Raw genomic sequence first — 23001 nt, 5'->3', positions numbered from 1 at the left:
GAGCGTGGCAGGTGACCGGTGTCCCTGCCGCGCCAGCGAGACCTTCGGCCGCAGTGTTTGCGCAGACGCACGTCTGCGCAAGGGACGCTGCCGTGCCGAAGCGACCCCTTTCCCGGGCCCCTCGGTGCGGCCCGACCGATCGAGGTAAGACACCCCGTGTTCAGTTTCACCGTCGCCGCCGTCGTCTTCGGCGTCGTTTTCCTGGCCGAGCTGCCGGACAAGACCGCCCTGGCCGGGCTGATGCTCGGCACCCGCTACCGCGCTTCGTACGTGTTCGCCGGCGTCGCCGCGGCCTTCGCCGTGCACGTCGCGCTCGCCATCGCCGCGGGCAGTGTGCTGTCCCTGCTCCCGCACCGCCTCGTGCAGGCGGTCGTCGGCGTGCTCTTCCTCGCGGGCGCGGCGGTCCTGCTCTTCAAGAAGGACGAGGACGAGGAGGAGGTCAAGAAGCCCGCCGACCAAAGCTTCTGGAAGGTCTCCGGGGCGGGCTTCACGATGATCCTGGTCGCCGAGTTCGGCGATCTGACCCAGATCATGACCGCGAACCTGGCCGCCCGCTACGACGACCCGGTCTCGGTGGGCGTCGGCGCGGTGCTGGCCCTGTGGGCGGTGGCGGGCCTGGGCATCCTCGGCGGGCGCACGCTGATGAAGTACGTACCGCTCAAGCTGATCACGAAGGTGGCGGCAGCGGTGATGGTGCTGCTGGCGGGCTTCAGCCTGTACGAGGCGATCGTGGGCTGAGCGCGGCCCGGGCCACGTCCCCGCCGACGCGCCGGCCGACGGGGCCGTGGCTGGTCCGGCGGGGCTTGGCCGGTCGGTGGGGCCGTGGCTGGTCCGGTGGGTCGTGACCGGTCGGCTGCGTGCCCTGCCGACCGGTGACCCGGCCCGCCCTGCCGACGGGCGGGCCGCAGCTCAGGTGTCGATGCGCGGGCGGTTCCAGACGCCGAGGCGCGGACGGTTCAGGCCTCGACGCGCGGGCGGTTCAGGTGTCGTCGCGCAGGGCGGTTCAGGCGTCGACGTGCAGCGCGATCGAGCCGTCCGCGAGCGCCTCGACGCGGATCTGCTCCAGGTCGCGTACGTGGACGTCGGGACCGAAGGCCCCGGCCCGCTCGCCGACGCCGACCACCCGCATCCCCGCCGCGCGGCCGGCCGCGATGCCCGCCTCGGAGTCCTCGAAGACCACGCAGTCCTCGGGCGCGTACCCCAGCTCGGCCGCGCCCTTGAGGAAGCCCTCGGGGTCCGGCTTGCTGGCGCTGACCGACTCGGCGGTGATCCGCACGTCCGGCATCGGCAGTCCGGCGGCGCCCATCCGGGCGTCGGAGAGGGCGATGTCGGCGGAGGTCACCAGCGCGTGCGGGAGGCGGGCGAGGGCGGCCATGAAGGCGGGCGCGCCCGGGACCGGCACGACGCCCTCGACGTCGGCGGTCTCCTGCTCCAGCATCCGCCGGTTGTCCTCGTGGTTCAGCTCCATCGGGCGGTCGGGCAGCAGCGCCGCCATCGTGGCCCAGCCCTGCCGGCCGTGCACCACCTTGAGGACCTCGTCCGTGTCGAGCCCCTGCTCGGTGGCCCAGCGGCGCCAGCAGCGCTCGACCACGGCCTCGGAGTTCACGATCGTGCTGTCCATGTCCAGCAGCAGGGCGCGGGCTGTGAGCGTGGTGGTTGCCGGCATCGGCGGGCTCCTGGGCGCTGAGGAAAGAGTCAAGCGGCTCCGCCCGCCGGTCAGGGAGTGCGGGCGGAACCACTTTGTTCCTACACGATACAAAGAGCCCCCGGTGTGAGGCCAACCGCCCCCTCGGCCGACGGGCCGCCCGCCCGTCCGCACGCGTCCGTCCGGCCGCGCGCCCCGGCTCACGGTTCGACCGTACGGGCCTCCAGTGAACGGCGGGTCTGCACCCCGTACACGCCGGTCGGGTCCTGCCGCAGCCCGTGGAACCACTGGTACGCGGCGACGGCTTCGCGCACGGCAGCGCCGTACCGGCCGTCCACCGGACCCGGGTACGCGGCCACCTGCTCCAGCCGTCGCTGGAGCTCCAGCACCTCCGGCCCGCCGGCCCCCTCCCGCAGCACGAGCGGCCCGGCCGGCGGGCTGCTCGGCGCGCGGCTCTCGGGGGCGCCGGTGATGCTGCCGGACGCCGTGGCCGTACGCGCGGCCGCCGACGGGCTGGGCGGCGGGGACGCGGCTCGGGACGGGCCGGGCGACGGCCGGGCCCTGGTCGGCCGCTGAGGCGCCGGGGTGGGCGCGGCGGACGGCGGCGCGGCCCGGCGGCCCGGACCGCCGCCCGCGGGGCCGTCGTCGCGGCTGTCCGGTGTCCGGGCGGCGCTGGGCATGTGCCGGTGGTCGTCCGGCAGGGCGCGGTACTGATCCGTGTCGGACAGCAGCGCCCCGCTGAGCAGCACCGCTCCCGCGGCCAAGGACGCCGCGGCGACCGCCATGACGGCCAGCGCCGCCTGCTTCTTGCGGCGGCGGGCGGCGTCGTCACGCGCTGCCGTGCGCGCGTCGGGAAGGAGGCCGGCCCCGGGCCCGCCCCCGGCATCCGTCCCCGGCCCGCCCCGTACCCCGGTCCTGGACCCGGCCGGGGGCACCGTGCGGAAGCCGAAACGTGGCGCGGGGCGCGGTTCGGGGCGCAGGGCGTCCGCCGTCGTGCCCGCCGCCCCGGTGGTGTCCGTACCGTCCGGCAGGCGCACGTACGGGCGTACCCGCAGGGGATCGAAGTCCTCGGCGCCCACCGCCTGGCACAGACACCTCGGCCGGCCGTCGTCACGCGCGGGTGCCGAGCAGTGCGGGCAGGTCTGAGCCGTCACGAGCCTTCCCCCTCCTGAAGCCCTCGATCGGTCAGCGATTATCCCGGTCTGACCCCTTCCTGCACAGGGAGCATCCGGGAGCCACCGGGCCCCACGGCTCTCAGCAGGCCGTATCCCACCGAAACGATCAGGATGGAGGGAAGTCCGACCCCGCCCGCACGAAGAGAGGCGCTCATGGCGCAGGACACCGGTGCTCCGGCCGTCCCCGGCGAGGGCCAGTCCCGGCGGACGGTCCTCGTCGCGATCGGCGCGCTGCTGCTCGGTCTGCTCATCGCGGCACTCGATCAGACCATCGTGGCCACCGCGCTGCCCACCATCGTCAGCGACCTCGGCGGCCTGGACCATCTGTCCTGGGTGGTCACCGCGTACCTGCTGGCCTCGACCGCCGCGACCCCGCTGTGGGGCAAGCTGGGCGACCAGTACGGGCGCAAGCGGCTGTTCCAGACCGCCATCGTGATCTTCCTGATCGGATCCGCGATGTGCGGCATCGCGCGGAACATGCCGGAGCTGATCGCGTTCCGCGCGGTCCAGGGGCTGGGCGGCGGCGGTCTGATCGTGCTGTCGATGGCGATCGTCGGCGACATCGTGCCGCCCCGGGACCGCGGCCGCTACCAGGGCCTGTTCGGCGCGGTCTTCGGTGCGACGAGCGTGCTCGGGCCGCTGCTCGGCGGCCTGTTCGTGGACCATCTGAGCTGGCGCTGGGTCTTCTACATCAACCTGCCCATCGGGATCGTCGCGCTGGCCGTCATCGCCGCCGTGCTGCACATCCCGGTCCGCCGCACCCCGCACCGCATCGACTACCTCGGTACCGTGCTGATCGCCGCGGTCGCCGCCTGCTTCGTCCTGATGACCTCGCTCGGCGGCGTCAGCTACGGCTGGGGTTCCTGGCAGATCATCGGCCTCGGCGTGCTCGGGCTCGTGCTGCTGGCGGCGTTCGTCGCCGTCGAGCGGCGGGCCGCCGAACCGGTGCTGCCGCTGCGCCTGTTCCGGCTGCGCTCCTTCACGCTGACCGCGGTCATCGGCTTCGTCATCGGCTTCGCGATGTTCGGCTCGATGACGTACCTGCCGACCTTCCTCCAGGTGGTGCAGGGCGTCTCGCCGACCATGTCCGGGGTGCACATGCTGCCGATGGTCGTCGGCATGCTGCTGTCCTCGACCGCCTCCGGGCAGCTCGTCAGCCGGACCGGGCGCTACAAGGTCTTCCCGATCGCCGGTACCGCCGTCACGGCCGTCGGCCTGCTGCTCCTGCACCAGCTCGGCCCGTCCAGCGGTGTCCCCGTGATGAGCCTGTACTTCTTCGTCTTCGGCTTCGGGCTGGGCCTGGTCATGCAGGTCCTGGTGCTGATCGTGCAGAACGCCGTCGACTACCGGGACCTCGGGGTGGCCACCTCGGGCGCCACCTTCTTCCGGTCGATCGGCTCCTCCTTCGGTGTCTCCATCTTCGGCACGATCTTCGCCAACAAGCTGGGGCCCCGGATCGCCGACGCCCTCGCGGGCAGCCAACTGCCGCCCGGCATCGATCCGTCGAAGATCGCGGAGGACCCGCGGACGGTGCGGCAACTGCCCGCCGACGCCGCGTCCGGTGTGCTCGACGCCTACTCGACCTCCATCACCGACGTCTTCCTGTACGCGGCCCCGGTCGTGCTGGTCGCCTTCGTCCTGGCCTGGTTCCTGCGCGAGGAGCCGCTGCGCCGCGGCGTCACCGCGCCCGACACCTCCGAGGTGCTGTCCTCGAACCCCGTGCAGCGCTCCTCGTACGACGAGGTCTGCCGCGCGCTGTCCAAGCTGGGCAGCCTGGAGGGCCGCAAGGCGGTCTACGAGCGGATCACCGAGGAGGCCGGGCTGGACCTGCGGCCCGCGGCGAGCTGGATGCTGCTGCGCATCAACCGCTACGGGTCGGTGGAGCCCGCCCTGCTCGCCGAGCGCAGCATCGTGCCGTTCCGGGTGATCGCCGAGGCCGCCCGGCAGGTCGAGGAACGCGGCCTGGCCGTACGGGAAGGGCTGCCGCTGGTCCTCACCGACAAGGGCCGCGCGGTCGCGGAGCGGCTGGCCGACGCGCGCCGCCGGTCGCTGGCCGAACTGCTCGGGGACTGGTGGACCGAGGACCGGCCGACCGACCTGGCGGAGCTGGTCGACGAGCTGACCGCGGAACTGTGCGGCTCGGACGCGGAGAGTCCGCAGCACGACGGTGAGATCCGCAGGCGGCGCCCGCCGGCGGCGCCGCGCTGAACCGGTGCCGCCGAGCGCGGCGGTACCGGTTTCCCCGCCCCACGGAACCCGGCATCCCGGCGTTGCCCCGGCTGCCTTCGCCCTGCTCCCGGCCTGCCCGCTCCGCCTTCCGCTGCCCTACTCTCCGCCTGCCGCCCCACCTCCCGCCGCCCCCGTCCGCTTCTCGAAGAAGACATCCGCGTACGGATCCTCCTTGTAGGCGGGAATCTCCGCGTACCCGTACGCGCGGTACAGTGCGACCGCCTCGGTCAGATCGCGCCGGGTGTCCAACCGGAGGCGTTCGGCGCCCAGTTCCGCCGCGCGGCGCTCGACGGCGCGCATCAGCACGCCCGCCGCGCCCCGTCCGCGCCATGGCGCCCGGACGAAGACCCGCTTCAGTTCCGCCGTGCGCCCGCCGTCGATGAGCAGCAGCCCGGCGCACCCGGCGGCCGCACCCGCCTGCCGGGCCACGAACAACACGCCCATCGGCGGCGCCAGTTGGCCCGGCGGGTACCCGGCGACCCCCTCGTCGATCTCCTCGGGGGTGATCCGTGGCCGCCCGTGCAGGGTGTGGTACCGCTGCGCGACCTCGGTGTAGTACTCACGGAACAGGGCCGTGGCGGCGGGCGAGTCGTCGGGCTCGGCCGAGAGGTGCCAGGTCACGGGCGGGAGCCTGGTGGCGGCGTCGGTCATGGCGGCATTGTGCCGGTACGGCCCGCACGGCCGCCCGCGAATATCGCGCGGCACGCCACCGCACCGCGCCACCGCACCGCGCCGCCGTACCGCCCCGCCGGGCCGCCGTACGCCCCGCCGCACCGGGCCGCCGTACCGGACCGTCATGCCCCAAGGGCCCTTCACCTGGCGGTGTTTGGCGCCCCGGGGCCGGGCAACCCGCCCCGTATGTCCATCACTCTCATCATCGTCCCCATCGTGGCACTACTCGTGATCGCCGCTCTCGTCCTCATGGCACGCGCCAAGGTCGCCCGCAGTGGCAGCAGAGGTCTGCGACGGCGATTCGGCCCCGAGTACGAACGCGCCGTCGCCGTGCACGACGGCGACACCACGGCCGCCGAACGCGAGCTGAACCAGCGGCTGGACCGGCACGGCGCGTTCCGTCCGCTGCCGCTGAGCGCCGAACTGCGCCTGCAGTACGAGGAGCGGTGGGAGGCCGTACAGCGACAGTTCGTCGACGAGCCCGAGCAGGCCGTCGTCGAGGCCGACCTGCTGATCGGCCGGCTCGCCCGCGAGCGCGGCTACCCGGCGGACACCTACGACGAGCAGACCGACGCGCTCTCCGTGCACCACGCGCAGGCCGTCCACGATTACCGCAAGGCCCACGAGACGGCCGTACGCGCCCGGAACAACCGGCCCGAGAACGCCGCCGGCACCGAGGAACTGCGCGCCGCCGTGGTCCACGCACGCGCCCTGTTCACCGAACTGCTCGAAGCCGGCCAGGGCCGTTCCGCCGCGCACGGCCCCCGGGGCCACGGCCACGGCGGCACGGCGCACGGCCGGACCGACCCGTCCGGCGACGGCCACGGCCCCGCGACCGGCCGGCCCGGTGCCCGGCACCACAAGCCCACCGCCCGGCGGCTCGGCGACCGGCTGCGTTCTCCCTGGACGCACGGCCGCGGCCACGGGCACGACACCGCGGAAGGCGGTGCGCGATGAGCAGCTACGACGAACGCGGGACCGGACGTCCCGTCGAGACGCCCGGGGAGCGCGCGGCGAGCGAGGGCATGCCGCCCCCGGAGCGCGGAGCCGCGGCGTACGAGGGCGACCGCAGCGCCCAGCAGCCGACCGCCCAGCAGCCGACCGCACCGCCGCCCACCGCCACGCAGGGCGCCACCGAGTCCGAACCGGGCGTGTACGCCGGCCTGCCCGGCACCGGGACCGACTACCCCGCGGGAACGCCCGGCGGGTCCGGCGCGACCGGCACACCCGCCTCATCCACCCCGTCCGAAACCCCCGGCCGGGCGGGGTCCCCCGAGCCCCTGCTCCCCTCCGACGCCCGGGAGAAGCTGCGGCAGCGGCTCGACCACGCGGTCAACGGCTTCGTCGACCGCCCCCGTGAGGCCGTGCAGGAAGCCGACGGCATCTACGAGGAACTGGCCGCTCTCCTCCCGGAGGCCCTGGCCGCCCGCCGCCGCGCCCTGCACACGTCCTGGGAGCAGGGCGGCACCGACACCGAACAGCTCCGCGTCGCCCTGCGCCACTACCGGGAGACGGCCCAGCGGCTGCTCGACTTCTGAGCCGCCCCGGTCACCGGGTCGCTCAGCCCTGCGCCTTCGGTCCGGCCTGCTGCACCACCTCGAAGGACCACAGCGTGGATCCGGAAGCGGCGGGCTTGGGCCGCTCGCCGCCTTCCGCGCCACCACCCTGGTGCGCGGCCTTCATCGGCCCCTCCATCCAGGCCTGGAACGACTCCTCGTCCCGCCAGCGCGTGTAGACGAGGTACTGGTCGGTGCCCTCGACGGGGCGCAGCAGCTCGAACCACTCGAAGCCGTCCGAGGACTCCACGGAACCGGCGCGTGCGCCGAAGCGCTTCTCCAGGACCTCCCGCTGTTCGTCGGGGACGGTCAGCACATTGATCTTCACGATGCTCATACCGAACATCGTGCCCCATGCCGGCCGGCGGGCGGAGGCCAGGGCCGCCCGCCGGGCCGGTGCCGCGGGCCGGGCCGGCGGCTTCGCGCCTTGATCACCTTGTCGGCCGGTCCGCGGGGCCGCGGGCGGTCCCGCGTCCGGGCCACAGCTCGGCCGGTTGCGTCACTCCCGTTGTCGGTGGGCGGGGTTAGCGTCGGAGCATGTCGAACTCAGAAGCGGGACAGGGATCGTCGCAGACGCCGCGGGCGGCGCGGCGGGTCAGCAGACCGGAGCGGCCGACGGGCTGGAAACGGCTTGCCTTCCGTGCTCCGATCCACCTCTACCGGCTCGGTCTCGGCGGCCTTTTCGGCAAGCGGCTGCTGCTTCTGGAGCACCTCGGCCGTACGTCGGGCAAGACCCGCCGGGTCGTCCTGGAAGTGGTGTCGTACGACCGGCAGGCCCGTACGTGGACGCTGGCCTCCGGCTTCGGTCCGGGCGCGCAGTGGTACCGCAATCTCCAGGCGCAGCCCAGGGCCACCATCCAGGTCGGCCGCAGGCGGTGTGCCGTCATCGCGCACTTCCTCCCCGCCGAGGAGGGCGGCCGGGTCATGGCGCGGTATGCGCCGAAGCACCCGAAGGCGGCCAGACAGTTGACGGCGTACATGGGATTCGAGGTCGACGGCACGCCGGAGGGCTACCGGCAGGCGGGGGAGAACATACCGTTCGTACGGCTCGTGGAGCAGTGACGCGGGCGGCCGGGAGGAGTCAACGGGGCGGCGGCGGTGGAGGTGACGGCCGGGTCCGCTGTTGGGGTTGCAGTCGCGGGGACACCGGAGTGTGGCCGGGTCCGGGCGGCGGTTTCCCGCCAGCATGGCCACCTGGGCGCGCGAGGGCGCGGCCCGGTGACGAAAGGGAACCTCTTGTACCCCATGCGGAAGTTCACCCGTGCCGCGGTGGTGTCGGTCTCCGTGGCCGGCGCCGTGCTGACCGCCGTTCCCGCCGCGTCGGCCTGTCCCGCGCACGACCGTTCGGCGGGCGGTGACTCCTGCCGCTTCGCCTACACCAGCTTCTTCCCCTCGCCGACCGGCGCGATCACGGGCGACGGGCTCTACGCACACGGCAAGAAGGACCCGTTGGGGCGCACCTGCGACAACGGCGGCTGGGTGGGTCCGAACCGCCCGAGCGACACCTGAGGTACGGGGCGCAGGGGCGCGTGGGACCCACGGGGCGTGCGCAGCCCACGCCGCGCCCGTACCGCCGAAAACGCCGGTGCGCGAGGACAAGGGTGTCCTCGCGCACCGGCGTCGTGGGGGTGCGCGGCGGTGGCTCGCGCCACCGGGCGGATCAGGCAGGAGACTTCGCCGCCACCCGCCGCTTGCCCGCAGCCGGCCTGGAGGCCGGGCCGGAAGCCCGGCGCAGCGCGCGTGCCTCCGACTCCGTCTCGACCGCCGGGGGCGACCCCGGCAGCGGCTTGCCCGCGCTCTCCGACATCATCAGCACCGCGATTCCGCCGACCACGGCGGCGGCCATCATGTAGAACGCGGGCATCATGTTGTTGCCCGTGGCGCCGATCAGCGCGGTCACCACCAGGGGCGTCGTACCGCCGAAGACGGAGACCGAGATGTTGAAGCCGATGGACAGCGAGCCGTAGCGCACCTTCGTCGGGAACAGCGCGGGCAGCGTGGACGGCATGGTGGACGTGAAGCACACCAGCAGCAGGCCGAGGACGGCCATGCCCAGCGCGATGCCGGCCAGCGAACCCTGCCGGATCAGCAGCAGCGACGGTACGGACAGCACCAGGAAGCCGACGCAGCCGGTCGCGATGACCGGGCGGCGCCCGAAGCGGTCGGTGAGCCGGCCCGCGAAGGGCTGCACGCACATCATCACGACCATGACGGCCAGCACGACCAGCAGTCCGTGCGTCTCGTCGTACTTCAGCTCCGAGGTCAGGTAGCTGGGCATGTACGACAGCAGCATGTAGTCGGTGACGTTGAAGACCAGCACCAGGCCGACGCAGAGCAGCATCGAGCGCCACTGACCGAAGATCATCTCGCGCAGGCCGATCTTCTTCTCGACCTCCCGCCGCTCCTTCTCCTTGGACCGCGCCTCCTGTTCGAGCTGCGCGAAGGCCGGCGTCTCCTCCAGCCGCATCCGCAGGTAGAGGCCGATGATGCCCATCGGGCCCGCGACCAGGAACGGGATGCGCCAGCCCCAGGACAGCAGGGCGTCGTGATCGTGGCGGAAGAGGTAGGTCAGCAGCGTGACCAGGCCCGCGCCGCCGACGTAACCGGCGAGCGTGCCGAACTCCAGCCAGCTCCCCAGGAAGCCGCGCTTCTTGTCCGGCGCGTACTCGGCGATGAAGGTCGAGGCACCGCCGTACTCACCGCCGGTGGAGAAGCCCTGCACCAGCCGGGCGACCAGCAGGAGGATCGGTGCCCAGACGCCGATGGAGGCGTAGGAGGGGATCAGACCGATCGCGAAGGTGCCCGCGGCCATCATGATCATGGTGATGGCGAGGATCTTCTGCCGGCCGATACGGTCGCCGAGCGGCCCGAAGACCATGCCGCCGATGGGGCGGACGAGGAAGGCGGCGGCGAAGGTGCCGAACGTCGACAGCAACTGCGCGGTCGGGTTGCCGGACGGGAAGAAGACCTGTCCCAGCGTGACCGCGATGTAGCTGTAGACGCCGAAGTCGAACCACTCCATCGCGTTGCCGACGGCGGCTGCCGACACGGCGCGCTTGACCATGGTCGGGTCGACGACGGTGACGTCGTCGCTGCCCTGCCCCCGCTTCTCCGGTTTCTCCGGCTTGGCCGGGTCGGGTACGGGACCACCGGTACGGGTCCGCGGTGCGACGGGTGACTGCGTCGGCACGTGCTCGCTCGCCTGCGCTCTCTGGGTCGACTGCATGGAACACCCGCGTTGGCGGGTCCGGCCCGTCATGGCGTGACGGGCAAAGGTCGACCATAGGGGCAGAGCGGCTCATCACGGACAGTGCACGGTTGACCGCGCAACAGCGCGCAGCCCAGCTCCCGGCAGGGGAAACGGCGTCCCGAGGGTCTTTATCCGGCCTTTATGAATGTGATCCATCTCGCGGTGATCACCGCAACCGAATTGCCCTGTGTTGCGCCACATGCGCAGCGCACGAACCTGACCCTGCCCACTCCGCGCCGATGTATGCAGGCCGTGCCGAAGAATTTCTCCGGGGCCCGCGGCGGCCCACTTCACGCCGCCTCCCGGGTGCCCCGCGGTCCCTTCCCCCACCCCTCTTCCATAACTCTCCCGTACGTTCCGCTTGACCGGATACCCGGTTCCGGACCGGCGCGCCGGGACGCGAGGGTGCGTCGCATGTCTATCGCTACGGCAGTGCTGACCGCATCACTGGCGATGGCGCCGGCCGCCGCGCCATCCATGGGAGTGCAGTGCACCAGCGTGACCGTCCGCGCCCACTTCGCCGCCTCGCCGACGGGTGAGGCCGTCACCTACGACCCGGCCCTGGTGCCCGAGGGCAGCCGGGTCACGGTGGTGGAGAAGCGGTACGGATCCGGCAAGGACGCCCGTACGGTCGTCGCCCTGCGCCTGTCCGGCCTGGTCCCGGACCGTACGTACGGCGCTCATGTCCACACCAAGCCGTGCGGGCCGAAGCCCAACGACTCCGGCCCGCACTACCAGAACGTGCCCGACCCCGTGCAGCCCTCCACCGACCCCGCCTACGCCAACCCGCGCAACGAGGTGTGGCTCGACCTGAGGACGGACGAGGACGGCGACGGCGCCTCGGCCGCCAGGGTCAACTGGCACGTCCGGCACGGACAGGCCCGCTCCGTGGTCGTCCACGAGCACCGGACCCACACCGAACCCGGCCACGCGGGGACCGCGGGCGCCCGCCTGGCCTGCGTCAACGTTCCGCTGGCCTGACCCCTTCGGACGTGCGCGGCGCGGCAGTGTCGCACTGCCGCGCCGCGGGATCGTCGCGCCCATCAAGCATCGGCCCTCCGGCCGCACCCCGCCACTCGGAGGAGCGCGGACCTGCCCGGGTGGCGGCCGGTGGCTGCCTGTGCAGGGCGCCGGGCCGGGCCCCGGAATCCGTCGCCGCAGGGCCGTTGCCTCTTACGGCAGCCACGCCTCGTACGACAGCACATCACCTCTCTTGATCTTGAAGTCGGGGACGTCCTTCGTGAACGTCGTCTCCAGGCCGAGGACCCGGCCGGTCTCCGGGTCGAGGATGACCAGTTGCAGGGCCCCGTCCATGGCGCCGTCCGACGTGTCCGTGCCGTGGTAGGCGTACGCCTGGCCCCGCCGGCCGAGGCGGTCGACGACCTGCCCGGCCGGGCGCAGGTCCGGCAGCCGGGAGAGCATCCGGGCCAGCGCCGCCGACTCGCGCGGGCCCGGGGTCCACTCCTGGAGAAAGGAGGACAGGGCCATGAGCAGGGGCTGCGTCTTCGTGCCGGCGCCGCTGTAGAACGTGGCGAGGTAGGAGCGCAGTTCGTCGGGGTCGGCGGGCGGCCGGGCGGGCAGCGTGCCCTCGCCGGTGACCGGGTCGTCCAGGCGGGTGCCCGCCGGATACGTCTTGCGGTGCAGGACCTTGCCGTCGTTGACGGTGCGCCATGCGCCGTCGGCGTCGTTGATCACCGGTCGGCCGGGGTGCCGGGGGTCGGTGGCGACGACGAGTTCCGAGCCGCTGCCGTCCGGGTTCCAGCGGGTGATGCGCTCCTCGGGGACGGTGACCGGTGGCTCGGCGTTCGGGCCCGTCCGCATGCTCAGGTACCAGCTCTGGAGGTGGCTGCCCCGGTGCGGCTTGGGAGCGTCGCGCTGGGCGCGGGCGTACGCCTCCGCGTTGCGGGCGACCTCGTCGAGCGGGAGAGCGGGCGCGTCGCGCTGCACGACGAGCGGGGCGGGGGAGGCCTCCGCCGGTGTCGTACCGGCACCGGAGAAGGTGAGGGTGAGGACCGCCAGTACGGCGGCCGAGGCCGCGGTGGCGCCGATGAGCAGGCGGCGGGTGCGGCGTGGACGGCGGGCGCGGGCGGCGCGCTGGTGTGCGCTGACGGTGTGCCGGTGGACGTTGGTGGTGTGCTCGTGGGTGGTGGCGTGCTCCTGGGCGCGCACCGGCGTGGGAGCCGGCGCGTCGGCGCCCATCAGCGCGGTCAGCCGGTGTTCGGCGCGCGCGGTGAGCGGGCGGTCACGCCAGGGCCCTTCGTCGGACCGTACGGGATCGGCCTGCCGCAGCAGCCCCAGTTCGTCAGTCAAGGCTGCGGCCTCCGGCTCGGGTCGGCACCGCGGGAGCGGGCAGGGGGGGAAGTGCGGGCGTACGGTGCGCGCGCGGGCGCGGCGGGGGAGGGGCGGGGCCCGGGCCGGGCCCCGGCTCCGGCGCCCCCTTCGGGCGGAGGCGGTCTATCTGTGTACGGAGCCGGTTGCGCGCCCGGTGCAGCCGCATCGCCGCGGCGCTCTGGCTGCAGTCGAGGGTGACGGCCAGTTCCTGGAGGGTCAGTTCCTCCCAGGCCGTCAGGCGCAGCACTTCCTGGTCGGCGGGGGAGAGGCGCTCCAGCGCCTCGTGCACCCAGGAGCCCGGCCGTTCCGCGTCGGGGCTGTCCACGGTCTGGCGGCGGTGCGCGGCCTCGTGGTTGCCGAGACGGTGCAGCAGACGCCGGTAGCGGCCGAAGCCGCGCACCGTGTTCGACAGGCAGTTGCGGGCCACGCCGTACAGCCAGGGCAGCGGGGACGACGGCAGCTCGGCGCGCCGCCGCCAGGCTATGGAGAAGACCTCCGCCACCACCTCCTCGACATCGTCCGTCTGCCCGCTGTCCAGCCGGCGGGCGACGAAGCGGCTGACCGCCCAGTAGTGCGCGCGGTAGGCGTCGGCAAAGGCCTCATCGACGCCTGTGTCGACGCCCGTGTCGAAGTCCTGGCCGGGGCCGTCCTCGGCGCCTGCGTCCTTGCTCATGATCTGTTGGTGTCCGGCACGTACAGGATCTTCACACCCGCCCGCGGTGAAGATTTCCGCGGCCCCGGACACCTACGGTGCATGAAGTCCCCCGTGAAGTGGCTGACGACCACCGACCACAAGACCATCGGCACCCTGTACCTGATCACCTCGTTCGCGTTCTTCTGCGTCGGCGGCCTGATGGCCCTGCTCATGCGCGCCGAGCTGGCCCGGCCGGGCCATCAGCTCCTGTCGAACGAGCAGTTCAACCAGGCGTTCACGATGCACGGCACGATCATGCTGCTGATGTTCGCGACGCCGCTGTTCTCCGGCTTCGCCAACTGGATCATGCCGCTGCAGATCGGCGCCCCCGACGTCGCCTTCCCCCGGCTGAACATGCTGGCGTACTGGCTCTATCTCTTCGGCTCGCTGATCGCGGTCGGCGGTTTCCTCACGCCGCAGGGCGCCGCCGACTTCGGCTGGTTCGCCTACGCGCCGCTCTCCGACTCCGTGCATTCCCCGGGGATCGGCGGCGATATGTGGATCATGGGCCTGGCGCTGTCCGGTTTCGGGACGATCCTGGGCGCGGTCAATTTCATCACCACCATCGTCTGTATGCGCGCGCCCGGCATGACGATGTTCCGTATGCCGATCTTCACCTGGAACGTGCTGCTGACCGGTGTGCTGGTCCTGCTCGCCTTTCCGGTGCTGGCGGCGGCTCTCTTCGCCCTGGAGGCGGACCGCAAATTCGGTGCGCACGTCTTCGACGCGGCGAACGGCGGCGCGCTGCTGTGGCAGCACCTCTTCTGGTTCTTCGGCCACCCCGAGGTGTACATCATCGCGCTGCCGTTCTTCGGCATCATTTCCGAGGTCATTCCGGTCTTCTCCCGGAAGCCGATGTTCGGTTACATCGGTCTGATCGCCGCGACGATTTCGATCGCGGGCCTTTCGGTCACGGTGTGGGCGCACCACATGTACGCGACGGGCGGCGTCCTGCTGCCGTTCTTCTCGTTCATGACCTTCCTGATCGCGGTACCGACCGGGGTGAAGTTCTTCAACTGGATCGGCACGATGTGGCAGGGCAGCCTCTCGTTCGAGACACCGATGCTGTGGGCCGTCGGCTTCCTGATCACCTTCACCTTCGGCGGCCTGACCGGCGTCATCCTGGCGTCCCCGCCGATGGACTTCCACGTGACGGACTCGTACTTCGTCGTCGCCCACTTCCACTACGTCATCTTCGGCACCGTCGTCTTCGCGATGTTCGCCGGCTTCCACTTCTGGTGGCCGAAGTTCACCGGAAAGATGCTCGACGAGCGGCTCGGGAAAATCACGTTCTGGACGCTGTTCATCGGATTCCACGGCACGTTCCTCGTCCAGCACTGGCTGGGCGCCGAAGGAATGCTGCGCCGCATCCCCGACTACCTGGCCGCCGACGGCTTCACCACGCTGAACACCATCTCGACGATCGCCTCGTTCCTGCTCGGCCTGTCGATACTGCCGTTCCTCTACAACGTCTGGAAGACCGCGAAGTACGGGGAGAAGGTCGCCTCCGACGACCCGTGGGGCTGGGGACGTTCGCTGGAGTGGGCGACCTCCTGCCCGCCGCCGCGCCACAACTTCACCTCGCTGCCGCGCATCCGCTCCGAATCCCCCGCGTTCGACCTGCACCACCCCGAGGTCGGCGCGCCCGAACCGGTCAGTGAGAAGGAACGAGGTGTACTGGTATGAGCGGCGGTACGCCGGTGAGTACGGCCGAGGCGATCAACGAGATCGAAGGCTATCTGCTCTGGGAGGCCGAGAAGGACCGCGCCCGCGCCCGGGCCCGCGAATTCAGCGCCCGGCTGCCGTGGCTGACCCGGGCGCAGCGGGAGGAGGTCGAGCGGCAGTACCAGGCCGACCAACTGGAATTCTCCCGCGCGTATCTGCGGCGGATCGCGGCGCGCAGCGGGGAATTGCGCGCCGAGTACGAGGGCGTCCACCAGGTGCTGCGGCGCCGGCTGGTGACGGGGCTGCTCGCCGTGACGGGAGCGCTGGTGGCCGGCGCGGTGACGGTCGCCGTCGCCCTCACCGGCGGGTGAGGGCGACGGCCTGACGACGGCCTGACGACGGCCGGGGCCCCGCGGCTGAGGGGGCGGCCGGCGGGCACCTCCCGGCTGTCGGCCGGGGGCTGCCCGTCAGCCGGTGACCGTGATCTGCGACGCCGGGTCGGTGGTGTCGGTGACCTGGTACGTGGCGTTGAAGGCCGACGTCGTGGCGCTGGTCGGGCAGCCGAAGCCGCCGACGACCTTGACCGGCACCGAGGCGTTGGTGAAGACGAGGCCGGACGGCGCGCCGTTGGTCCACACGCCGTTCACCGTCGCCGCGGCGGTGGGCGCCGCCGTCACCGTACAACTGGCCAGGCCGCTGGTCTTCAGGACGAAACCGCCGGTCGGGATGGTCAGCCCGGCGGTGCTCGGTGCGCCGTTCTGCATCGAGACACCCCAGGTGCCGGAGGTCTGGATGGTGGCGCTGACGCCCGGCATGCTCGTGGTGCAGGAGCTGTACGTGGGCGCCGAGAGGGTGCTGTCGACCGGGCCGGCGGCGTTGGTGTTGTCCGGGGCGTCCGGGACCTGCCCGGCGGCGTGCGAGACGGCGCAGGTCACCGTCACCGAACCGGCCTTGAACGTGGCCTTGCCGCTGAGGTCGGCGGCGTAGGCGTGACCGGCCGGGGTGACGGTGGTCGGGCCGGCGGCGACCGGGGCCCCGGTGGGCTGGGCGGTGGCCGAGCCGGTCAGGGCCAGGGAGAGGGACGCGGTCGCGAGGATTCCCGTACCGGCGGCGAGCAGGGCGCGCGGCCGCCGTACGACGGGGTGATGTGCGCGAGAGCGTGCGGGTCTGTGCGTCATCGCGAATCTCCTTCTGCGAGCGGTATGGGTGGTACGGAGATGGTGCGGTGGAACCGGTGGTGCTCATGGGGCGATGGAACGGGTGGTGCTGTTACTGCCCCTGGTGCGGGAGGGGCGACGCAGGTGCCGGTGCGTACCTGCGGGTCAGGGGGGTGTGCCGGTGGTGACGGTCCGGGCGCGGGCTGCCGGGGTGACGGCAGCGCGAGCGGGGGACGGTCGTCCGCGGACGGGATCCGCGGCGGTCACCGCCGTACGCGTGTGCAGGCGCTGCCGTACGCGTACGGCGGTCCCGTGCGGTCCTGTCAGCTCCGCGGCCGGGAGCGGGGCGGCGCGGACGGCTCGCTGCCGGACGGCCCCTGCGCCGGGTCCGTGCCCGGGACCGCGTCCGGCCCGGTGTCCGCCCCCGGGTCCGGGTCCGGCAGCGGGCGTGGCTGCCAGGCGAAGATCATGCCGCCGCCGAGGATGCCGACGATGGTGCCGAACAGGAATCCGCCGAGGTTGGACATCACCAGCGCGGCGGTGGCGACCAGGACGGTGAGGATGCCGGCCAGCCCCCGGTAGTGCGGCGCGAACCACGCGGACAGGCCCATCAGGATCATCACCAGGCCCATCAGGACAGACGGGATCCCGGCGATGCCCTGCTGGAGCATGACCTTCAGCGGCGCCAGCGGGATGGCGCAGATCTCCGCACCGGCGACGACGGCCGCCAGCCCGCCCCAGAAGGGACGGCCCTTGCGCCAGCGGCGCCAGGCCGCGCGTCCGCGCCGCCAGGAGCCCTTCCCGGTCAGAAGCATTCCTTCTTGCCCTTGGAGATGTTCATGCTCAGGCCGGCCAGACGGAACGTCCCGGCGTTGGTGGCCCAGGCCGTCTGCTTGAGGTTGGTGATGTTCACGTCGTCGGCCTGCTGGGCGAACAGGTCCTGCATGCCCTGGGCTGTCGCCGGTCCCTTGTCGAGGGTGGAGGCGTCCCGGCCGATCTCGATGTTGGTGAAGTCCGCGTTGCCGGAGAGCTGGGTGGCGTCCACGAAGAGGTCGGTCGCCTTGACCGGCGTTCTGCCGCCGCCCGCGGTGAGGTTGAGCGAGATGTCACCGATGACGGGCAGTGAGGTGACGACCGACTGGCACAGTTTGCGCAGCTCGGCCTTCTTGATGGCGGTCACGGCCACCGGCAGCAGGTCGCCCCTGGCGTTCTGGTCGACGCCGCCGTACTGGGCGAAGCCGTCGCCCTTGAGAGAAGCGGCGGACACCTTGAACTGCTGTCCCGATACGGCGAACGAAGCCGCCAGCGCGCCGTTGGCCAGGGCGATGGCCAGCGCGGCGGTCCCGGCGAAGGCCGGGACGGACAGCACGGCGAACTTGCGCCAGCTCACCCGCCCGGTGACGTGTCTGCCGTGTGCGTCCTTCATGAGAGTGGTCCCCTTCGAAGTGCGGTGAATCGCGCAGCCGAGAGATGTGGGGGGACGTGCTGGACACCTGGCCAGGAGAGGGAGGTGCGTGATGATCATGTGGAGGGTGTGAAGAACTGGCCGGTGTTACTGGCGAGTTGAATGTAAGTCTGCCAGTAGCCGTTGGCAAGGTTGGGGACCGAAGGAACCACAGGAGGCGCAAAAAGAGCCGCGGTGCCACGGCCGGGACGCGGCCGCCCTACGCGTACCGGACCCGCAGCTCCTTCACCCCGTTGAGCCAGGCCGACCGCAGCCGGCGCGGGGTGCCCGCGAGGGCGATGTCCGGCACGGTGTCGGCGATGGCCTGGAAGATCAGGTCGATCTCCAGGACGGCGAGCGACTTGCCGAGGCAGAAGTGCGGGCCGCCCCCGCCGAATCCCAGGTGGGGGTTGGGGTCGCGGGTGATGTCGAACGTCCCGGGGTTCTCGAAGACCTCGGGGTCGTGATTGGCGGAGGCGTAGAAGAGGCCGACCCGCCGGCCCTTCTCGATCCGCGCGCCACCCAGGGTGGTGTCCTGGGTGGCGGTGCGCTGGAAGGAGACGACGGGCGTCGCCCAGCGCACGATCTCCTCGGCCGCGGTGCCGGGGCGCTCCCGTTTGTAGAGGTCCCACTGGTCGGGGTGGGTCAGGAACGCGTGCATCCCGTGGGTGATCGCGTTGCGGGTCGTCTCGTTGCCCGCGACGGCCAGCAGGAGGACGAAGAACCCGAACTCGTCGGACGCGAGGTTGCCCTCGTCCTCCGCCGCCACGAGCCGGCTGACGATGTCCTGGGCCGGGCACTCCTTGCGGGCCGCGGCCAGGTCCATCGCGTACGAGATCAGCTCCTCCGCCGCGGTGTTGCCGACCTCCTCGGTGGTGGCCAGCTCCGGGTCGTCGTACGCGATCATCTTGTTCGACCAGTCGAAGATGCGGGCCCGGTCGTCCTGCGGGATGCCGATCAGTTCGGCGATGGCCTGGAGCGGCAGCTCACAGGCGATGTCGGTGACGAAGTCGCCGGACTCCTTGCGGCGGGCCGCGGTGACGATGGCGTGCGCCCGGTCCCGCAGGGCGCCTTCGAGCGCACGGATGGCGCGGGGCGTGAAGCCGCGCTGGACGATCTGGCGGACCCGGGTGTGCTCCGGCGGATCCATGTTCAGCATGATCAGCTTCTGCACGTCGATCTTGTCGCGGGTCATGGCCGCGTTGAAGCGGATGATCGAGGTGTTGAGGCTCGCCGAGAAGATCTCCGGCCGGGTGGAGACCTCCTTGACGTCCTCGTGGCGGGTCACCACCCAGTAGCCGTCGTCGCCGAAGCCGGCGATGCCGTGCGGCTGGGCGTTCCACCATACGGGCGCGGTGCGCCGGAGCTGGGCGAACTCGGGCAGCGGTACGCGGTGCTGGTAGACGTCGGGGTCGGTGAAGTCGAACCCGTCGGGCAGCGCGGGGCATGGCATCTCGGCGACTCCAGCTCTGGTCCGGCCCGGTGCCGGTAGCGGGTCCTGGCGGCCTGTCGTCGTGCGGATGCCGTCCGGCGGGACTGACGGGCCGTCAGCTCATGGTGAAGGTAGTAACGAGTTCCACAAGTGGCAAGGGGGCGCGGGGCGTCAAGTGCCTCCGCCGCGGGGTCGTCGGGGGCGGAACGCCCGTGCAGCACCCTTGCGCCGCCGCCCGCGGCTCAAAGAGACTGACCGTGGAACTAGAACGCGTACCAGTTCCGTCGTCGGGGGTGCCGGGACGTCCTGCGGGACGTGAGGAGAGGACGAGTCAGTCATGGCCGCGGAACCCGTCATCGTGGAAGCCGTACGCACCCCGATCGGCAAGCGCGGCGGCGCGCTCGCCAACCTCCACCCCGCCTACCTCCTCGGCGAGACCTACCGCGAACTGCTCGCCCGCACCGGCATCCAGCCCGACTGCGTGGAACAGATCGTCGGCGGCACCGTCACCCACGCCGGCGAGCAGTCCATGAACCCGGCCCGCACCGCCTGGCTGACGATGGGCCTGCCGTACGAGACCGCCGCCACCACCGTGGACTGTCAGTGCGGCTCGTCCCAGCAGGCCAACCACATGGTCGCCAACATGGTCGCGGGCGGCGTCATCGACATCGGCATCGGCTGCGGCGTGGAGGCGATGTCCCGGGTGCCGCTGGGCAGCGGCTCCAAGCACGGCCCCGGCAAACCCTGGCCGGACGAGTGGAACGTGGACCTGCCCAACCAGTTCGAGGCCGCCGAACGCATCGCCCGCAACCGGGGACTGACCCGCGACGACGTCGACGCGCTGGGGCTGCTCTCCCAGGAGCGGGCCGCGGCGGCCTGGGCCGAGGAGCGGTTCAAGCGCGAGACGTTCGCGGTGCAGGTGCCGACCACGGAGGAGGAACAGGCCGCCGGACAGGGCATGTGGCGGCTCGTGGACCGCGACGAAGGGCTGCGCGACACGAGCGCGGAGGCGCTCGGCGGGCTCAAACCGGTCATGCCGACCGCCGTGCACACGGCGGGCAACTGTGCACAGATCTCGGACGGCGCGTGCGCGGTGATGTGGGCGTCCAAACGGATGGCCCGCGCGCTGAAACTCCGGCCCCGGGCCCGGATCGTCGCACAGGCCCTGGTCGGCGCCGACCCCCACTACCATCTCGACGGGCCCATCGACGCGACCCGGGCCGTACTGGGCAAGGCCGGGATGTCCCTCAAGGACATCGACCTGGTCGAGATCAACGAGGCGTTCGCGTCGGTCGTCCTGTCGTGGACCCGGGTCTTCGACCAGGACCTGGCGAAGGTCAACGTGAACGGCGGCGCCATCGCCCTGGGCCACCCGGTCGGCGCCACGGGCGCCCGCCTGATCACCACGGCCCTGCACGAACTGGAGCGTACGGAAAAGGAATTCGCCCTGATCACGATGTGCGCGGGCGGGGGGCTGGCGACGGGGACGATCATTCAGCGGTTGTGAGGGGTGGGGGCGTCGGGAGTTGGCCGTCAGCCGTCGGCGGTCGGATGGGAGCCGGGCCGGTGGGCGTCCTCAGTCCGTGAGCGGGAAGGAGCGGGTCACGTCCAGGACCGACTGCTGGAACACTTCGTTGTGACCGGCGGCGCCCCGGTCGACGACCGTCACAAAGGCGCCCCGTGCGGTCAACTGCCGGGCGCAGCTCAGCGTGTTCTCCTTGACCACGTCGTGGTCGCCGGACGCGGTGTGGAGCGTCACGGGCACCTCGGGCGCCCAGGAACACGTGGTGTCGATGGCGCGGAACACGTCGAGCAGGCGGCCGGACGGGCGGCGCAGCTTCTCGTACCAGGCGTCGGTGAGCAGTTCCCTGAGCGTCCCCGGGAGCTTCTCGATGACCTCGTCCTGCTGGTGCTCGCCGTTGAACAGCTCGTCGATGAAGGAGGCGTACGGAGGGCGGAAGACCTCGTGCGGGTCGGAGTAGAGGGGTGGCGAGAGGAAGTGGTGGTGTGAGATGAGGGCCTGGGAGAACGTGAGCACGGCGGCCACACCGCTGACGCGGCCGTCGAACGCGGCCGGGATCTCGGCGTTCAGCAGGTCGTACGGGCCGCCGCCGGGCGCCAGCCCGCGCAGCCGGAAGCGCGGGTCGGCTCCTGCGGCCAGGGCGCGGGCGAATCCCATGGCGGCGTGGCCGCCCTGCGAGTAGCCGGTGACGTACACCCGCCCGTCCAGCGAGGTGCGCCGGGGCGGGGAGGCGTGCTCGGGGTGGTCTGTGCCAGCCGAGTGGGCGGCGCTCAGGAGGGGGACGGCGGTACGGGCGGCGCGGAGCATGTCGAGGGAGGCGGAGACCGTGGCCGCGGTGTGCAGGAAAGGGTGCCGGCCCGGTCCTTTGCCGAGCCCCAGGTAGTCGGGGGCGACGGCAGCCCGGCCGCCCGCGGCGTAGAGGGCGGTGGCGAGGCGGTCCGGGCCCTGGGCGTTGACCGAGGGTGCCCGGTCGCGGGCCGTCATACCGCCGTGCGTGTGCACGAGGGCGGGCAGCCGGTCCGGGGCGCCGCGTGGCAGCACGAGCAGCCCGGAGGCGGTGGTCGGCCGCCCGTCCGGGGTGATGGTGCGGTAGCCGACGCGGTACGCGGACACGTCGTGCCGTACAGCGTGACGCCAGTCCGCCGCGCTGCCGGCGAAGTGCGCCTGCCGGGCGGCGGCGACGAGCTGGGCGCGATCCCGCGTACCGAGAGGGGTGACGGTGAGGAGGGCGCCACGGCCGACGGAGGCGGAGTCCGGGCGGGCCGGCGGCGGTGTGGCCGGGCGCGTCGCCGGGAGTGCGGCCGGGTGGACCGGTGTGGCGGTCGCGGGCGGTGCGGTGGCGAGCGGGACGAGGGCGGTGGCCGCCGCGAGAAGTGCCGCTGTCGCGCCGGCGGCGGGCCGCCGGGTGCTCCGGGCTCGCCAACCGCCTTTGTCCGGGCGCCGGTTACTGGTGTGACGGGACATGGGCCGATGTTAGGGCGGCCCATGGGGAAGGGGTATGGGGGTCTTCCCCGAGTCCTGGGGGAGGAGGGGCGGGGGCTCAGTACCAGTTGTGGGACTGCCAGAAGTTCCAGGCGTCACAGGGGCTGCCGTAGGTGGAGTTCATGTAGTCCAGGCCCCACTTGATCTGGGTCTCCGGGTTGGTCTTCCAGTCCGGGCCCGCCGAGGCCATCTTCGAGCCCGGCTGTGCCTGCACGAGGCCGTAGGCGCCGCTGGACGGGTTGGTGGCGGTCGGGTCCCAGCCGCTCTCCCGCTCGACGATGTTGCTGAAGCACTGGTACTGCGCCTGGTCCGGGATCAGCTTGTGCGCCGCGGCCTTGGCGTCGCTCGCGCTCGCGGAGGACGGTGCCTGTGCGGGCGTGGCGGCCTGGGCCGGCGTGACGGCGAAGGCGGCGGCCGAAGCGCCCAGGGCGACGGCGCCGGCGGCGACGACGGCCTTCTTGTGGGCGGCGAGGCGGCGGGTGATCGTGGACGAGGTGACGCTCACGGAGGAGTTACCTTCCGACGGGGTGCAAGGGGCGCCGCCGAGGCTGCGGCCAGGGGGGAAGAAGCACGCTGCGCTCGGCGACACCTCCACCCTGGGAAGTGGTCGGCGGGGATGGCAATACCCGCACGTACTAGTGGATCTCGCACCGAAGGTGGAAAGTCCCGCCCGCTCCGGCCCCAGGGGGAGCGGATCACGCGAAGGGCCGGGTCTACGAAGGCCGGTCGTATGGGACGGAAGTCCTG

23 protein-coding genes are annotated in these 23001 nt (G+C 72.2%); 10 read left to right on the top strand and 13 right to left on the bottom strand.

Annotation, left to right across the window (positions count from 1 at the left end):
- Positions 1-156: 156 nt before the first annotated feature.
- Positions 157-738 (top strand): TMEM165/GDT1 family protein, encoded by a 582-nt coding sequence (locus tag ACH4EB_RS02335; protein WP_398345359.1) that lies wholly within the window; start codon positions 157-159, stop codon positions 736-738.
- A gap of 265 nt (positions 739-1003) precedes the next feature.
- Here ACH4EB_RS02335 and ACH4EB_RS02330 read toward each other — a convergent pair whose 3' ends face one another.
- On the bottom strand, positions 1004-1666 hold the full coding sequence (locus ACH4EB_RS02330) for an HAD-IA family hydrolase (protein ID WP_398345358.1): 663 nt from the start codon (positions 1664-1666) through the stop codon (positions 1004-1006).
- Positions 1667-1845: 179 nt separating this feature from the next.
- Positions 1846-2799, bottom strand: coding sequence for a peptidoglycan-binding protein (locus tag ACH4EB_RS02325; RefSeq protein ID WP_398345357.1), 954 nt, complete (start codon positions 2797-2799; stop codon positions 1846-1848).
- 132 nt (positions 2800-2931) lie between these two features.
- Here ACH4EB_RS02325 and ACH4EB_RS02320 point away from each other — a divergent pair, with 132 nt between their 5' ends.
- A complete protein-coding gene (locus ACH4EB_RS02320; RefSeq protein WP_398345356.1) occupies positions 2932-5028 on the top strand; it encodes a DHA2 family efflux MFS transporter permease subunit in 2097 nt (698 codons plus the stop codon).
- Between the two features lie 117 nt (positions 5029-5145).
- Here the strand turns inward: ACH4EB_RS02320 and ACH4EB_RS02315 are convergent, their stop codons facing one another.
- Complete coding sequence (locus tag ACH4EB_RS02315) at positions 5146-5700, bottom strand: GNAT family N-acetyltransferase (RefSeq protein ID WP_398345355.1); 555 nt, start codon at positions 5698-5700, stop codon at positions 5146-5148.
- A gap of 207 nt (positions 5701-5907) precedes the next feature.
- Here ACH4EB_RS02315 and ACH4EB_RS02310 point away from each other — a divergent pair, with 207 nt between their 5' ends.
- Together ACH4EB_RS02310 and ACH4EB_RS02305 are read left to right on the top strand one after the other, a co-directional pair.
- Positions 5908-6678 (top strand): hypothetical protein, encoded by a 771-nt coding sequence (locus ACH4EB_RS02310; protein ID WP_398345354.1) that lies wholly within the window; start codon positions 5908-5910, stop codon positions 6676-6678.
- Complete coding sequence (locus ACH4EB_RS02305) at positions 6675-7259, top strand: hypothetical protein (protein WP_398345353.1); 585 nt, start codon at positions 6675-6677, stop codon at positions 7257-7259. Before ACH4EB_RS02310 ends, ACH4EB_RS02305 begins: the two co-directional genes overlap by 4 nt.
- 22 nt (positions 7260-7281) lie before the next feature.
- On the opposite strand, the gene ACH4EB_RS02300 is transcribed toward ACH4EB_RS02305, so the two are convergent.
- Positions 7282-7614 carry an antibiotic biosynthesis monooxygenase family protein gene (locus ACH4EB_RS02300; protein WP_398345352.1) on the bottom strand — a complete coding sequence of 111 codons (333 nt, stop codon included), beginning with the start codon at positions 7612-7614 and terminating at the stop codon, positions 7282-7284.
- A gap of 200 nt (positions 7615-7814) precedes the next feature.
- Here ACH4EB_RS02300 and ACH4EB_RS02295 point away from each other — a divergent pair, with 200 nt between their 5' ends.
- Positions 7815-8339 (top strand): nitroreductase family deazaflavin-dependent oxidoreductase, encoded by a 525-nt coding sequence (locus ACH4EB_RS02295; protein ID WP_398345351.1) that lies wholly within the window; start codon positions 7815-7817, stop codon positions 8337-8339.
- 183 nt (positions 8340-8522) lie between these two features.
- Positions 8523-8786: a hypothetical protein gene (locus ACH4EB_RS02290; protein WP_398345350.1), complete on the top strand. Its 264-nt coding sequence runs from the start codon at positions 8523-8525 to the stop codon at positions 8784-8786.
- A 151-nt stretch (positions 8787-8937) separates the two neighbouring features.
- Here ACH4EB_RS02290 and proP read toward each other — a convergent pair whose 3' ends face one another.
- Positions 8938-10503, bottom strand: a complete 1566-nt coding sequence (gene proP / locus ACH4EB_RS02285) for a glycine betaine/L-proline transporter ProP (RefSeq protein ID WP_398345349.1) — start codon at positions 10501-10503, stop codon at positions 8938-8940.
- A 438-nt stretch (positions 10504-10941) separates the two neighbouring features.
- Between proP and ACH4EB_RS02280 the strand changes: the two genes are divergently transcribed.
- Entirely contained in the window at positions 10942-11508 is a 567-nt protein-coding gene (locus tag ACH4EB_RS02280) for a superoxide dismutase family protein (RefSeq protein WP_398345348.1), read from the top strand.
- 192 nt (positions 11509-11700) lie between these two features.
- On the opposite strand, the gene ACH4EB_RS02275 is transcribed toward ACH4EB_RS02280, so the two are convergent.
- Together ACH4EB_RS02275 and ACH4EB_RS02270 are read right to left on the bottom strand one after the other, a co-directional pair.
- Entirely contained in the window at positions 11701-12726 is a 1026-nt protein-coding gene (locus ACH4EB_RS02275) for a CU044_5270 family protein (RefSeq protein WP_398345730.1), read from the bottom strand.
- Between the two features lie 103 nt (positions 12727-12829).
- Positions 12830-13531: an RNA polymerase sigma factor gene (locus ACH4EB_RS02270; protein ID WP_398345347.1), complete on the bottom strand. Its 702-nt coding sequence runs from the start codon at positions 13529-13531 to the stop codon at positions 12830-12832.
- A gap of 81 nt (positions 13532-13612) precedes the next feature.
- On the opposite strand from ACH4EB_RS02270, the gene ctaD reads away from it, so the two are divergent.
- Positions 13613-15238, top strand: coding sequence for a cytochrome c oxidase subunit I (ctaD, locus tag ACH4EB_RS02265; protein ID WP_398345346.1), 1626 nt, complete (start codon positions 13613-13615; stop codon positions 15236-15238).
- Entirely contained in the window at positions 15235-15588 is a 354-nt protein-coding gene (locus ACH4EB_RS02260) for a hypothetical protein (protein WP_398345345.1), read from the top strand. Before ctaD ends, ACH4EB_RS02260 begins: the two co-directional genes overlap by 4 nt.
- 96 nt (positions 15589-15684) lie before the next feature.
- Here the strand turns inward: ACH4EB_RS02260 and ACH4EB_RS02255 are convergent, their stop codons facing one another.
- The 4 genes from ACH4EB_RS02255 to ACH4EB_RS02240 form a co-directional block, all read right to left on the bottom strand.
- Positions 15685-16395, bottom strand: coding sequence for a hypothetical protein (locus ACH4EB_RS02255; RefSeq protein WP_398345344.1), 711 nt, complete (start codon positions 16393-16395; stop codon positions 15685-15687).
- Between the two features lie 302 nt (positions 16396-16697).
- Positions 16698-17189, bottom strand: a complete 492-nt coding sequence (locus tag ACH4EB_RS02250) for a DUF6114 domain-containing protein (RefSeq protein ID WP_398345343.1) — start codon at positions 17187-17189, stop codon at positions 16698-16700.
- Positions 17180-17800, bottom strand: a complete 621-nt coding sequence (locus ACH4EB_RS02245) for a DUF6230 family protein (RefSeq protein WP_398345342.1) — start codon at positions 17798-17800, stop codon at positions 17180-17182. Before ACH4EB_RS02245 ends, ACH4EB_RS02250 begins: the two co-directional genes overlap by 10 nt.
- 238 nt (positions 17801-18038) lie before the next feature.
- The gene (locus tag ACH4EB_RS02240; protein ID WP_398345341.1) at positions 18039-19271 is read right to left on the bottom strand and encodes a cytochrome P450; all 1233 of its coding nucleotides are present in this window, start codon (positions 19269-19271) and stop codon (positions 18039-18041) included.
- 316 nt (positions 19272-19587) lie between these two features.
- Here ACH4EB_RS02240 and ACH4EB_RS02235 point away from each other — a divergent pair, with 316 nt between their 5' ends.
- Positions 19588-20757 carry a steroid 3-ketoacyl-CoA thiolase gene (locus ACH4EB_RS02235; RefSeq protein WP_398345340.1) on the top strand — a complete coding sequence of 390 codons (1170 nt, stop codon included), beginning with the start codon at positions 19588-19590 and terminating at the stop codon, positions 20755-20757.
- A 69-nt stretch (positions 20758-20826) separates the two neighbouring features.
- Here ACH4EB_RS02235 and ACH4EB_RS02230 read toward each other — a convergent pair whose 3' ends face one another.
- Together ACH4EB_RS02230 and ACH4EB_RS02225 are read right to left on the bottom strand one after the other, a co-directional pair.
- Positions 20827-22236, bottom strand: a complete 1410-nt coding sequence (locus ACH4EB_RS02230; protein WP_398345339.1) for an alpha/beta hydrolase — start codon at positions 22234-22236, stop codon at positions 20827-20829.
- 76 nt (positions 22237-22312) lie between these two features.
- A complete protein-coding gene (locus ACH4EB_RS02225) occupies positions 22313-22759 on the bottom strand; it encodes a transglycosylase SLT domain-containing protein (RefSeq protein ID WP_398345337.1) in 447 nt (148 codons plus the stop codon).
- Between the last annotated feature and the right edge of the window lie 242 nt (positions 22760-23001).

It is taken from the genome of Streptomyces sp. NPDC018045, from assembly GCF_044327445.1.
In the GTDB taxonomy this organism is placed as follows: Bacteria; Actinomycetota; Actinomycetes; order Streptomycetales; family Streptomycetaceae; genus Streptomyces.
Note: the sequence above shows the minus strand (reverse complement) of the source record. Positions and strands in the feature narration are given on the sequence as shown.